This window comes from Streptomyces sp. cg35 (assembly GCF_050410835.1).
Classification (GTDB): Bacteria; Actinomycetota; Actinomycetes; order Streptomycetales; family Streptomycetaceae; genus Streptomyces.
In genome coordinates, this window is the sequence record NZ_CP191268.1 from 4,771,402 (window position 1) to 4,785,000 (window position 13,599).

General features: G+C 73.3%; 8 protein-coding genes. 5 read left to right on the forward strand and 3 right to left on the reverse strand.

Annotated elements, in window-relative coordinates; genetic code table 11:
• Window positions 1-561 precede the first annotated feature (561 nt).
• Window positions 562-3,864 carry an ATP-binding protein gene (locus ACQUQD_RS21690; protein WP_428953781.1) on the forward strand — a complete coding sequence of 1,101 codons (3,303 nt, stop codon included), beginning with the start codon at window positions 562-564 and terminating at the stop codon, window positions 3,862-3,864.
• 20 nt (window positions 3,865-3,884) lie between these two features.
• Here the strand turns inward: ACQUQD_RS21690 and ACQUQD_RS21695 are convergent, their stop codons facing one another.
• Together ACQUQD_RS21695 and ACQUQD_RS21700 are read right to left on the reverse strand one after the other, a co-directional pair.
• Window positions 3,885-5,822 (reverse strand): sigma-70 family RNA polymerase sigma factor, encoded by a 1,938-nt coding sequence (locus ACQUQD_RS21695; protein ID WP_428953782.1) that lies wholly within the window; start codon window positions 5,820-5,822, stop codon window positions 3,885-3,887.
• Window positions 5,823-6,081: 259 nt separating this feature from the next.
• A complete protein-coding gene (locus tag ACQUQD_RS21700; RefSeq protein ID WP_428953783.1) occupies window positions 6,082-6,846 on the reverse strand; it encodes a TetR/AcrR family transcriptional regulator in 765 nt (254 codons plus the stop codon).
• Between the two features lie 362 nt (window positions 6,847-7,208).
• Here ACQUQD_RS21700 and ACQUQD_RS21705 point away from each other — a divergent pair, with 362 nt between their 5' ends.
• The 3 genes from ACQUQD_RS21705 (at window position 7,209) to ACQUQD_RS21715 (ending at window position 11,343) form a co-directional block, all read left to right on the forward strand.
• Window positions 7,209-8,612, forward strand: coding sequence for an NAD(P)/FAD-dependent oxidoreductase (locus tag ACQUQD_RS21705; RefSeq protein WP_428953784.1), 1,404 nt, complete (start codon window positions 7,209-7,211; stop codon window positions 8,610-8,612).
• Between the two features lie 180 nt (window positions 8,613-8,792).
• Entirely contained in the window at window positions 8,793-10,439 is a 1,647-nt protein-coding gene (locus tag ACQUQD_RS21710) for an ATP-binding SpoIIE family protein phosphatase (RefSeq protein WP_428953785.1), read from the forward strand.
• Window positions 10,440-10,509: 70 nt separating this feature from the next.
• Entirely contained in the window at window positions 10,510-11,343 is an 834-nt protein-coding gene (locus ACQUQD_RS21715; RefSeq protein WP_428953786.1) for a class I SAM-dependent methyltransferase, read from the forward strand.
• 73 nt (window positions 11,344-11,416) lie between these two features.
• Here the strand turns inward: ACQUQD_RS21715 and ACQUQD_RS21720 are convergent, their stop codons facing one another.
• Complete coding sequence (locus ACQUQD_RS21720) at window positions 11,417-12,688, reverse strand: MFS transporter (RefSeq protein ID WP_428957621.1); 1,272 nt, start codon at window positions 12,686-12,688, stop codon at window positions 11,417-11,419.
• Window positions 12,689-12,865: 177 nt separating this feature from the next.
• Here ACQUQD_RS21720 and ACQUQD_RS21725 point away from each other — a divergent pair, with 177 nt between their 5' ends.
• Window positions 12,866-13,420, forward strand: a complete 555-nt coding sequence (locus ACQUQD_RS21725; RefSeq protein WP_428953787.1) for a MarR family winged helix-turn-helix transcriptional regulator — start codon at window positions 12,866-12,868, stop codon at window positions 13,418-13,420.
• The last annotated feature ends 179 nt before the right edge of the window (window positions 13,421-13,599 follow it).

Consider the following 13,599-nt stretch of genomic DNA (forward strand, 5'->3'; position numbering starts at 1 on the left):
CGGCGCTGGGCTTCCTTTGCGCGCGGGCCTGCTCTCACGGTCGCCCGCCGCGGGGTGCTTTCCTCGCCCTCGGGCCCGCTCGAACAGTCACCCGGCGCGGGGGCGCCGCCTTGCCCACCCTGCCGCCCCAGGCGGCAGACTGCCCAAGGCGGTGGCGTCGGAAGCCCCACCGGGGGTCAGCCGCGTACGAGCGGTGCGGGCATGAGTCATCGGCGTCGGAAGCCCCACCGGGGGGAGGCCGCAAGCCGGCGGGAGGGGACGTGTCGGGGTGCCCCCGCAGGACACCGCGGGAACTCAGCGCCGGATGACGCGCCTACGGCGTACGGAGGCGACGAGACCCATCCGGCCGAGGAGGTACGCCGGCGCGGCCCCGCCCCACCCCACAACGGACGGCGCACCCAGCCCCGCCCAGTCACAACCGCATCAACCCAGCCCTGCCCAGCCCGGGCCTGCCTCAGTCCATCGCCCCCCGGAAGCCACCCGCCCCGCCGCAGCCGCAGCCGTATCCGCCCAGCGGAAATATCCACCCCCGCCTCGCACCGAACCGGCGACAATGCCTAGGTGCAGTACACAATTCTGGGCACGACACAGGCCTACGACGACAAGGGCACCGCCGTCCCCGTGGGCGGCCCCCGTCTCCGCGCCCTCCTCGCGTCCCTGGCCCTGCACACCCCCCACACCGCTCCCACCGACGCCCTCATCGACGACGTCTGGGCGGACACCCCGCCCGCCGACGCCCCCGCCGCACTCCAGGCCCTGGTGGGCCGCCTGCGCAGAGCGCTCGGCAAGGAAGCGATCAGCTCGGAGGCCGGCGGCTACCGGCTCGCGGCGACCCGCGCGGACATCGACCTGTACGTCTTCGAGCGCCTGGTCCGCGAGGGCATCGCGGCGCTGACCGCGGACGACCCGGCGACCGCGGCCCGCATCCTGCGCGAGGCCCTCGCCCTGTGGCACGGCCCGGCCCTCGCCGACCTGCCCGACCACACGGCGGCCACCCGCCCCGAGGCCCAGCGCCTGGAGGCGACCCGCGCACGCGTGGCGGCGGATCTGCGGCTGGGCCGCGCCCCGGAGCTCGTACCGGAACTACGGGAACTCACCACGGCGCACCCGTACGACGAGCCCCTGCGCGCCCTCCTGATCCGCGCCCTGCGCGCGACCGGCCGGGGCGCGGACGCACTGGCCGCGTACGAGGAGGCCCGCCGCACCCTCGCGGACGGACTCGGCACGGACCCGGGCCCGGAACTGGCGACCCTGCACCGGGAGTTGCTGACGGAACCAACCGCACCTCAGCCCACGCAGTCCACGCAAGCCACACCGACCCAAGCCACACCGACCCAAGCCACACCGACCCGAGCCACATTCACCCAGCCCGCACCCACCCCCCGCCCCCCGACCCGCACAGGCAACCTCCGCCCCCGCCTGAATTCGTTCGTCGGCCGGGAACCCGAACTCGCCGCCGTCCGTTCCGGTCTACGAGGAGCACGCCTGGTCACGCTCACGGGCCCGGGCGGCTCCGGCAAGACCCGCCTGGCAGAAGAGACCGCCGCCCCGGTCCCCCAGGCCTGGCTGGTCGAGCTGGCGCCGCTCGACGATCCACGGGCGGTCCCGGGCGCGGTCGTCAGCGCACTCGGGCTGCGCGAGACGGTCCTGATGACGCACGAGTTGTCGGGCCCGCACGACAACCCGACCACGCTCCTCATCGAGTACTGCGCCCAGCGCAGCCTGCTCCTGATCCTTGACAACTGCGAGCACGTCATCGACGCGGCGGCGGAGCTCGCCGAGACCCTCCTCACCCACTGCCCGGGCCTCACGATCCTCGCCACCAGCCGCGAACCCCTCGGCGTCCCGGGGGAGTCGGTGCGCCCGGTCGAGCCGCTGCCCCCGGACCCCGCGCACCGGCTGTTCACCGAGCGGGCGCAGGCCGTGAGCCCCGGATTCGACCCGGCCCGCGATCCGGCGGCCGTCACCGAGATCTGCCGCCGGCTCGACGGACTGCCGCTCGCCATCGAGCTGGCCGCGGCCCGCCTCAGACTGCTCACGCCCCGCCAGATCGCGGACCGCCTGGACGACCGCTTCCGCCTCCTGACCAGCGGGAGCCGCACGGTCCTGCCCCGCCAGCAGACCCTGCGCGCGGTGGTCGACTGGTCCTGGGACCTGCTCGACGACCGGGAGCGCGCCGCCCTGCGCGAGCTGTCGGTGTTCGCCGGCGGCTGGGACCTGGCGGCGGCCGAGGCGGTGTGCGCCGGCGACGCCGTGACCGTCGCCGACACCATCGGCTCCCTCGTGGACAAGTCCCTGCTGATCGCCACACCCCACCAGGGCTCGGACGTCCCGGAGAGCACCGGTATGCGCTACCGGATGCTGGAGACCATCCACGAGTACGCGACGGAGCGCGCCGAGGAGACCCCGGGGCTGCGTCTGGCCGCGCAGCGCCGCCACATCGCGTACGTGCGCGCGCTGGTCGAGGAGGCCGACCCCAAGATCCGCTCGGCGGAGCAACTTCCGTGGATCCAGCGCCTGGAGACGGAGCTCGACAACATCCGCGCGGCGCTGAGCCGTGTCACGAGCGCGCCCGGACTGGTCGACGAGGAGACGGCGATCGCCCTGGCGCTGCACATGGGCTGGTTCTGGTGGCTGCGCAACTACCGGCCGGAGGGCTCGGGTTGGATCGACGGGATCGAGCGGCTCCTGCCGGACCGCACGGTCGCGGACGACCCGGCGGACCCGCTGTACTGGCCGCGGATGAACCTGCGGCTGCTGTCCCTCTTCCTGGCCGCCGAGTCCCGGCCCCATGAAGCCGTCGCCGACGAGCAGGGCCGGGCGCATGTGGAGCGGGTGCTCGCGGCTTTCGAGCCGCCCGGTCCGCAGGGCGCCCGCTTCCCCGGCATCGTCTGGCCGTTCTCGCTGTTCATCGTCGACAGCACCCGCGACGTCCGCGCCGCCCTCGACCAGGCTGTCATCAACTGCCGCCGGTTCGGCGGCGATTGGGATCTCGGCGTCACGCTGATGTTCCGTACGCACACGGCCGTCGACACGCAGGGCAACATGCAGGGCGTGGACGAGGACCTCGTCGAGCTGCGGGACATCGGCCGCCGGGTGGGCGATCGCTGGATGCGGGCCCAGGTGGCGAGTGCCGCGGGCGAGGCCGCCATGGGACGCGGTCGCTTCGGTGAGGCGAAGGAGCACTACGAGGAGGCGCTGCGTCTCGCCCATGAGGTGGGGGCGTTCGCGGAGACGCCGTTCCTGATGGCCCGCCTCGCCGAGATCGCCTACCGGGAGGGGGACCGCGAGACCGCGGAGAAGACCCTGGACGTGGCGAGCGCGGAGGCGGAGCAGCACGGCACCGTGGACACCACGGCCTTCGTGGCGCTGCTGCGGGCCCATCTCGCGCTGGACGACGGTGAGGTGGCCCGCGCGCGCGAGCTGTGCGACCTGTCCCGCTCGGTGGCCGCGACGGGTACGCCGCCGCCGCAGTTCGTGGCGGCGCTCGGCATCGTCGACGTCCGGATCAGGGCCGCCGAGGAGGGTCCCGCGGCCGGCCTCGCGCTCCTCGGCGGCGTGCTGGGCGAGGCGGTGCGGGGCCGGTGCTCCGAGACGGTCATCGCCGGCCTGGTCGACATCGGTGCCGAACTGCTGGCCCGCCGCGACGATCTGGTGCGCGCGGCGCGCCTGTTCGGGGCCGCCGACGGGCTGCGCGGCGGCCGGCCCCGGCCGATGCCGGAGCAGGCCGAGCAGGCGGCGGTGGAGTCCCGGGCCCGGGCCGAGCTGGGCGCCGCCCGGTACGCGGCGGAGCAGACGGCGGGCCGGGGCCTCACGCCCGGGGAGATCCTGGCCGAGCTGGGCACGGGCGCCGACGCGCGCTGACCGGCGGCCCGTTCACCGGCTCAGCTGCAGGTGAAGCGGGACTCGGCCCAGTCCGCGAGCGCCACCGCGCCGAACGGCGTGTGCGGATCGACCACGAGCCGGATCGTCTTGTGCCCGGTCAGATCGACATGGACCGGCACGGCCGGGTCGTTGCCGCGCATCACCGGGGACCGCCAGGCCCGGGCGCCGTCGACGTAGACGGAGAACCGGACGGCGCCGAGCCCCAGCGTCATGTCGTCGACACCGGCGGACGCGTCGTAGGCGGTGCACGTGCGGTTCAGGTCGATGGTGACGGACGACGGGGCGTGCACCGAGACGCCGTTGGCGTACTGCTTGCCGCCGGTCGACATGCCGTAGCGCTGCCACACCCAGCTGCTCGCGCCGAGCCGGATCTCGGGCTTGGAGCCGTCGCCGACGACGCCGTAGTCGAGCCGGTTCAGCTGGTAGACGGCCGGGGCCGGCGGGGGAGTCGGCTTCGGGGGCGTCGGCTTGGGCGTGGGCTTCGGCTTCGGCTTCGGAGGTGTCGGCTCGGGGGTGGGCGTGGGCGTCGGCTTCTCAGGCGTCGGCTTCGGCTTCGGCGTGGGGGTCGGTGTGGGCTTCGGAGGCGTCGGGTCGGGCTTCGGCGCCGGGTGTTCGGGCGCGGGCGTCGGTGGTTCGGGGGACGGCTCCGGCGGGACCGGCTGGGACACCGGCGGCTTCTCCGACTTCGCCTCGGGCTGCGGCTTCGGGTCACCGGCGAGCGCCATGGCCACCGCGACGGCGACCCCGGCCGCCACCACACCGGCCGCGATACCGGCCTTCGCGGGCGCCCCGAGCCCCTCGGACGCGGCCCCGCCGGCCGCACCGCCGCCGGACGAGCCGCCCGACGCCGCGGCCGCACCGGCCCCGGCGCCCGCCGCACCCGCGGCGCCGCCGCCGATGAGCGCGGCCACCTTCGCGTACCCGGCGGCACCGAACCAGCCGATGACCGCGATCGGCACGACACCCGGGATGCCGCTGGCGACCTCCTTGATCTGGCCCGCGGCCAGCCGGCACTTGGCGCACTCCTCCAGGTGCTTGCGCAGACCGCGCTCGGCCCGCGTACGGAGGCTGCCGCGCGCGTAGGCGCCGAGCCGGTCCGCGTAGCGGGAGCACTCCTCGGACTCGGTGAGCGTGGTGGAGACGTGCGCCTGGAGGTAGGCCTCCTTCAGGCCCTCGCGGGCCCGCTTGGCGAGCACGCGCGTGCCGTTGGCGTCGAGCCCGAAGAGCGTGGCCACGTCGCTCGGCGACTCGTCCTCGACCTCGGTGTGCCAGAGCACGGCCTGCCAGCGCTCGGGCAGGGAGCGGAAGGCCTGCATGGCCATCGACTGCTCGGCCTCGTGCATGGCGCGGACATCGGCACCGAGTTCGAGGGTGTCGTCGTCGGAGACCTCGTTGGAGCGGCCGGCCTGCGCGGCGAACACGGCGAAGTCATCGACTAGTTGTTCTCTTTTGGCCGACTTCGTCCAGTTCGCGGCGACGCGGCGCACCGTGGTCAGCAGATAGGCGCGCACCGCGTGCTCGGGCCCGCTGCCGCCGCGGACGGCGCCCAGCATGCGGGCGAACACCTCGGCCGTCAGATCGTCCGCGGTGTGCGCGTCGCGGCAGCAGGTGCGGGCGTAGCGGCGTACGGCGGCGGCGTGCCGGCGGTACAGCTCCTCGTACGCGCTGTCGTCCCCGCCGCGCATCCGCCCGATCAAGTCGGCGTCGGACGGCGGCAGTCCGGCACTGGACGCGCCCGATGCACCGGACGGTCCCGACGCACCGGCGAGGCCCTCCCGCTGGGCCGGTACGGACACATCCGGGTCCGGCGCCGCGCTCGGCGGCTCGGCGGAGGTCCGCCCGGGCCCGCCCTGGCTCGGCACCTGCTGCGGGGGAAGATCCTCGCCGCCCGTCACCCCACCGTCGGGCTGCTGCTCGTCCCGCCCGTCAACGCTCATCGCGGAAGCCCCCGACCGCACACTCTGACCCGACCACCGGGAAAGAGTGTCACACCCGCCCCCCACCGGGCCGGTTCGTGCACGGCAACCACTCATCCGTGGAGATTTCCCGCACCTGAGCACTACGGTTCACTCATCCGGGGAAGGCTCAACGGGCGTACCCCGGACAGCAGTTGACCGCGAACGGCACATATCGGCCGCCCGCGGTCATCGCACCGCACCGCTCACTCAACCGGTCACTGAAGGGCCTGTCGCCACCCTAGGGCCGCGAGCGCAGCCCCTCCAGAAGGATGTCGAGCAGTCGGGCCGACGCGGCCGCCTGCTGGGCGGCGTCCGGCAGCGAGGGCGCCGCCGTCGCGATGACCAGCAGGACGTCGGACACGGTCACGTCGGCACGGAGCTCACCGGCTTCCCGGGCCCGGTCCACGAGCCGCCCCACGACCTCGAGCAGCTCCGTCGCACCCGTGTCGTCCGCGGGCACGCCCTCGTCGAGCGGAGCGTGGCGCTGCTCCACGAGCCGCAGCTCGGGCGCCGCACTGCGCTGCTCCGGGACACGCGCCTCGTCCCGGCCGCCGTCCGACCGCTCGTCGGCCACGCCCACCCGCAGCACCTGCGGAGGAAGCAGCCGGCCCGCGCCCGAGGCCACCGACGTCCGCAGGAAGCGCGAGAGCGCCGACCACGGTTCGTCCTCCTGGCCGAGCGCGGTGCGCGCCTGGTCGGTCAGCCGGGCCGTCTCCTCTTCGGCTATCCGTCGCACCAGTACGTCCTTGCTGGGGAAGCGCCGGTACACCGTGCCCACACCGACGCGGGCGCGGCGCGCCACGTCCTCCATGGGCGCCCCGTACCCCAGCTCACCGAAGACCTCCCGGGCCGCGCGCAGCACGTGCTCCAGATTGCGCTGGGCGTCCACCCGCAGCGGCGTCGAGCGCGAACTGTCGCCCGCACCCCGCCCGTTGGCGCCCCCCGAGACGCCCGTGGGCGCGACGGAAGACGCTGAGGTCCATTGAGATTCCTGAATGCGCATATGTGTTCCCCCGGTAATGACGTCTCCCCCCGGAGACACTCCCCGTCATTGTCAGCCGGAGCGTGAGGAACAGACAGCGATTTCCGGACCCGCTCTGCGGCCCCGCCAGTGCGTCCCCCGACACCCCGACAGCACACGAACATAGTTGAGCCGGAGTCAATTCAGAAGGGGCAGGTTCCGCACGGAGCGCCCCCCGAACGGAGTACGCGGCGATTCCGCCCCGATTGCCCCCCTGTCACGTACCCCCGCTCTACCCGCTGACCTGCGCACCTGTCCCGTGCCACAGCCGTCCGCCCGACCGGTACGAGCGCCTCCGCTCCGTCACACAAATTGCCGGGGCTGTGGACAAACGCAAGGGTCCGATGCGTCATGGGAGGGTGAGGGAACCTGCGCGCATTCTCGTTGTCGGCGGCGGCTACGTCGGGATGTACACCGCCCTGCGCCTCCAGAAGAAGCTCAAAACCGAGCTTCGGAGCGGCGCTGTGGAGATCGTCGTCGTCACCCCCGACCCGTACATGACGTACCAGCCGTTCCTGCCGGAGGCCGCCGCGGGCTCCATCTCCCCGCGCCATGTCGTCGTCTCGCTGCGCGGCGTCCTGGAGCACTGCACCGTCATCGTCGGCGAGGTGGTCTCCGTCGACCACGCCAAGCGCACGGCCACGTACACGACGCTCGCCAGCGCGGAGGAGGGCACGGGCCCGACCCCGCTCACCTACGACGAACTGGTCCTGGCCCCCGGCTCGATCTCCCGTACGCTCCCGGTCCCCGGCCTCGCCGAGTACGGCATCGGGTTCAAGACGGTCGAGGAGGCCGTCGGCCTGCGCAACCACGTCATCGAGCAGTTGGACATCGCCTCCTCCACGCGCGACCCGGCGATCCGCGACGCGGCCCTCACCTTCGTCTTCGTGGGCGGCGGCTACGCGGGCGTCGAGGCGCTCGGCGAACTGGAGGACATGGCCCGGTACGCGGCGAAGTACTACCACAACGTCACACCCGAGGACCTGAAGTGGATCCTCGTGGAGGCGAGTGACCGGATCCTGCCCGAAGTCGGCCCGGAAATGGGCCAGTACACGATCCGTGAACTGCGCGGCCGCAACATCGACGTACGACTCGAAACACGCCTCGAGTCCTGCGAGAACCGGGTCGCGGTGCTCAGCGACGGCTCCCGCTTCCCCACCCGTACGGTCGTGTGGACGGCCGGCGTCAAACCGAGCCCCCTGCTCGCCGCCACCGACCTGCCGCTGACCGACCGCGGCCGGCTCAGGTGCACCGCCGCCCTCGCGGTCGACGGCGCCCCGCACGCCTGGGGCGCGGGCGACGCGGCCGCCGTCCCCGACGTCACGGCCGAGGAGCCCGGCAAGGAGTGCGCGCCCAACGCCCAGCACGCGGTGCGCCAGGCCAGGACACTCGCCGACAACATCGCGGCGTCCCTGCGCGATCAGCCGCTCACCGACTACGAGCACGCGTACGTGGGTTCCGTGGCCTCCCTCGGTCTGCACAAAGGCGTCGCACACGTCTACGGACGCAAGCTGAAGGGCTACCCTGCCTGGTTCATGCACCGCGTCTACCACCTCAGCAGGGTGCCCACCGTCAACCGGAAGGCCCGCGTCCTGACCGAATGGACCCTCTCCGGCCTGTTCAAGAGGGAGATCGTCTCGCTGGGGTCCCTGGAACAGCCGCGCGCCGAGTTCGAACTCGCGGCCGGAACCGTCCCTCCTGAGGACCCTTCTCCACCGCCGTCCGGCAGCCCGAAGGGGTCGCCCTGACCGTCTCCCCGCCACTCCGGTGACGACCTGACGACCGGAGTTCCGGCCGCCGTCCGACCGGAGCGCGGAACTCCCGCTCCCGGACCGGCGTCTGACGTTTGTCAGTACGGTCGGCCAGACTGGTCCACGACCCTGGGCGGGCCCTGCGCCCGCCCTCGACCACACGAGGCTTGTCCCACAGTGAACTTCACGCGCTGGAGCGCCCGGCTCCCCGGAACGCAGCGCCGCGCCGCAGCGCGGGCCGACCACGGCGTACCCCAGCGAGGCGAGAGCGCCGTGCCCGCGGCCCGCGCCGAGCACCTGCCCGACGAATCCGAGCCGGGCGGCGGCATCGGCGTCGACGAACTGCCCGTCCGCGAGGTCCTCGACCGCATCCCCGCTCTCGTCGCCCTGGTGCACGGGCCCGAGCACCGCATCGCGTACGTCAACGACGCGTACGTCGCGGCGTTCGGCGACCGCCCCGTCGGCGAACCGGCCGCCACGGCCCTGCCCGAGCTCGACGAGCTCAGCCTGCTCCCCCTCCTCGACCAGGTGCTGCGCAGCGCGAAGCCCCGCACGGTCAAGTCCCGCAGGACCGCGGGCGGCCGCTCGTACACGGTCACCTGCACCCCGCTGGAGACGGCCGAGGGCCCCGGCGTACTGATCTTCGCGGCGGACGTCACGGACCACGCGGAGGCGGCGGAGCGGCTGCGCACCAGCGAGCGCCGCCAGCGCGAGACGGCGGTCACCCTCCAGAGATCCCTGCTGCCCCAGGAGCTGGAGGAGCCCGACGACCTGCGCATCGCGGCCACGTACCAGCCCGGCGGCACCGAGGCCGCGGTCGGCGGCGACTGGTACGACGTCATCACCCTCGGCGGCGGCCGCACCGCCCTGGTCATCGGCGACGTGATGGGCCGGGGCGTGCGCGCCGCGGCCGTGATGGGCCAGCTCCGCACCGCCGTACGCGCCTACGCGAGACTCGACCTGCCGCCGCACGAGGTGCTGCAGCTCCTCGACGGGCTGGCCATCGAGATCGACCCGCAGCAGATCGCCACCTGCGTCTACGCGGTCCACGACCCGAACGAGGGCCGCCTCGTGTACGCCTCGGCGGGCCACCTCCCCATCCTCGTACGCGACGAGAACGGCACGATCCACCGCGCCGAGGAGCCCACGGGCCCGCCGCTCGGCACGGGCGGCTGGCTGCACACGTCGGGTTCCGTCCCGCTCGGCCCCGGTTCCACGGCGGTCATGTACACCGACGGCCTGGTGGAGCGCAGGGACGAGGACATCGACGAGGGAGTGGCGGCGCTCGAACACGCGCTGGCGGGCGCGACCGGCACCCCGCAGGTGATCTGCGACCGCCTGATCCGCGCGGCCGGGGTCACGGCCGACCACGACGACGACGTGGCGGTCCTGGTCCTCCAGCACCCGGCGCGCAAGGGCCCCGACGGCGAGCGCTTCCGCAATGCGGCGCTGGAACTGCTCGGCGGCGTCGAGGCGGCGCCCCGGGCCCGCGCCTTCGCCTCCGGCGTCCTGACCAGCTGGCGGTTCGCCCCCGAGCTGCACGACCTGGGCGTCCTGGCCGCGAGCGAGCTCGTCGCCAACTCCCTGCAGCACGGCACCCCGCCGATGCGCCTGCGACTGCGGCGCACGGACCGCCGCCTGATCATCGAGGTCACCGACGGGGACGACCACCTCCCGCGCCGCCGCCGCGCGGAACCCGGCGACGAGACGGGCCGCGGCATCTCCATCGTCGCCACGATCGCCTCGAACTGGGGCTCGCGGCGCACGCCGGGCGGCGGCAAGGCGGTGTGGTGCGAGTTCGTCCTGCCGGACGGGACGGGGTGAGCCGGGCGCGCTGACGCGGGGCGGCCCGCGCCCCCTGGGCGAGCGCGCCCAGCGGTGCTATCAGCTCCCTATGACTCCCTCGGCAGACCTCTCGGGCCCCTCGGGCTTCCACCTCACCGGCGGCGCCCCCGACCGCTACGAGCAGTACGTCGCGCCGGTCATGGCGCCCTTCGTCGACGCCCTCGTGGACAGCGCCGGCCTGGAGCCCGGTGACACCGTCCTCGACCTCGCGTGCGGCACCGGGTTCGCCGCCCGGATCGCCGCGGCCCGCGTCGGCCCCACCGGCCGGGTGCACGGCGCCGACCCGAACGAGGAGATGCTCCGGCTCGCGACCGCTCTGCGCCCCCACCTGTACCCCGACATCGAGTTCACCGCGGCCCCCGCCGACCGGCTGCCCCACGACGACGCCCTGTTCGACGTGGTCCTGTGCCAGCAGGGCGCCCAGTTCTTCCCGGACCTCGTCGCCGCGCTCACGGAGACCGCCCGCGTCACCCGCCCCGGAGGGCGCTTCGCGGCGACGACCTGGACGCACCTGGACCGCTCGCCCTACCTCGCCGCCCAGCACGAGACGCTCCGACAGCACGCGGGACCCGCGACCGGCGCCGACTACCTCGAGGCGTTCGCCTGCACCGGCGACGTGCTCTCCGCGGCGCTGCGCAAGGCCGGCTTCCACGACGCGACGGCCCGCGAGCTCACCCTCGACGTGACCCTGCCCCCGCTCGCCGCGTTCGCCGCGGGCCATCTGTCGGCGCTGCCCTGGGGCCGGCAACTCGTGGCGGCACACGGGCAGCAGGCGCTGCGCGAGGCCGGCCGCACCCTCGCGGAACGCTTCGCCGACCGCGCCGCCCCCGACGGCACGGTGACGCTGCCCTTCACGGCGACCCTGACCACGGCGATCCGCTGACCAGGAGGGCCGTACGCACGACAAGGGCGGCCGGCACCCGAAGGCACCGACCGCCCTTGCGCACGTCACCCGCTCACGCCTCCGCGGTGGCGGGCTCCGGCGAGCTCTGCATCACCACACGGCTCCCGGCCAGCGACGGCTGGTCCTGCAGCGGCGTGAGCCGCTTGCCGAGCCGCAGCCCCAGGACCGTGATGCCCAGCGAGAACAGCAGGAACGTCACGATGTACGGCCCGTGCAGCGCGGCCCCCATCGGCCCGCCCACGGCGGGCCCGACCGCGAGGGCGAGCTGCTTCACCAGCGCGAAGGCCGAGTTGTACGAACCGACCATGCCGGCCGGCGCCAGATCGGCGACCAGCGGCGCCACGGTCGGCGACAGCATCGCCTCGCCGAGCCCGAAGAGCGCGTACGTGGAGATGAACGCGGCGGTGGCCATGGCCTGGCTGCCGTGCCCGAGCCCCGCGTACCCCGCGGCGATCCACGCGACGGCCCAGATGAGCCCCACCGCGGCGATGACCCGCGACCGCTTGCGCCGCTCGACAAACTTCAGCACGGCGAACTGCGCGACGACGATCATCGCGGTGTTGGCGGCCAGCGCGATCCCGAGCGTCGACGGCGAGATGCCGGCGGCCTCGACACCGTAGGCGCTCAGACCCGACTCGAACTGCCCGTAGCAGGCGAAGAACAGCACGAAGCCCAGCACGCACAGCTGCACCATGGCCCGGTGCCCGAGCAGTGCCCGCAGCCCGCCACCGGTGTCGCCCTTGGGCCGGACCTCGCCGAGGGAGGGGGCGTGCGGCATCCGCACGCTCAGCACGATCGCGCCGAGCACCAGGAACATCACGGCCTCGATGCCGAAGAGCAGCAGGAAGCTGTCCGGCCGGTTCTCGTCGACGATCTGGCCACCGATGAGGCCGCCTATGCCGAGCCCCAGGTTCTGCAGGAAGAACTGCATGGCGAAGGAACGGGTCCGCGTCTCGGGCGACGAGCACCACACGATCATGGTCGCGAGGGCGGGCTGCAGCACCGCGGTGCCCGCACCCAGGACGGCGGCGGCAGCGATGGCGGCCGGCTCACTGCTCGCGAGCCCGAGGCTGATCGCGCCCACGGAGGCCACGACCGACGCCACCAGCAGCACGGGCAGCGGCCCCCGCCGGTCGATGGCGCGACCGGTGAAGGGAAGGACGACCAGAGCGGCCATGGCGAACGCGGCCAGCACGATGCCGGCCGCACCGGCACCAAGATCTCGGACCTCCGCCACGTACACGTAGAGGAACGGAACCGTGAAGCCGATGCCGAACGCGCTCAGCGCGCTGCCCATCTGAATCCGGCGCATCGCCGCGCCCATCGCCCTGGTCACTTTCACCTGCCCTTTCGCAGTCGCGGCCCCCAGCTGGGGGCCGATGGATGCCGTCAACGAGCCGTCAAGCGGTTAACCCTGAAGACTTCGAAGCTAAAGTTAGAAGCTAAACAATACACAGAGAAGGACTTCAACGCCAACCACTTGCGTGCCATACTGCGCGGCATGGCGGACACCACCGGCGGGCCGACAGCCGAGCCGACCCTCGATGAGCAGATCGCCGCGTACCAGCGCGAGTTCCAGGGCCTCGACCCTCAGGTCGAGCAGATCGTCTCGGCGCTCGGCAGGCTCAACCGCCGGATGAACGTGGCGTACGGGCGCCAGACCTCGGAGATCGGGATCAGCAACGCCGAGTGGGAGGTCCTCAAGGCCCTCGTCCTCTCCGGCTCGCCGTACCGGATGGGCCCCGGGGACCTCGCCAAGCGCCTCGGTCTGACGCCGGCCGCGATGACCCACCGCATCGACCGCATGGTCCAGGAGGGCCTGGTCACCCGGGACCGCGACGAGAACAACCGGGTCCGCGTGATCGTGGAGTTGACTCCGCAGGGCCGCGAGAAGTGGCTGGAGGCCATGCGCCTCGCCTCCGTCTTCGAGGAGGACCTCCTCCAGGACCTCACCTCGGTCGAGCGCGGCGTCCTGGGCGAGGTCCTCACCCGTCTCCTGCGCCGCGTCGAGGACGCCCAGCCGGACGCCGGCGGACGCCTCACCGACCTCGACTGAAGTCCTTCCAGGCGGGGGTTGACACTGCCCTGCCCGATCCGTAAAGTTCTTCGGGTTGCCACGGGGCCGTAACGGTTCTGCGACAGCACCTCCGCCGCTGAAGCGGCACCCAAACCACCAGCACGATCTCCCCCTGGGATTGATTTCGGCTTGCCCGAATTCAATTCGATTTCGGGGCG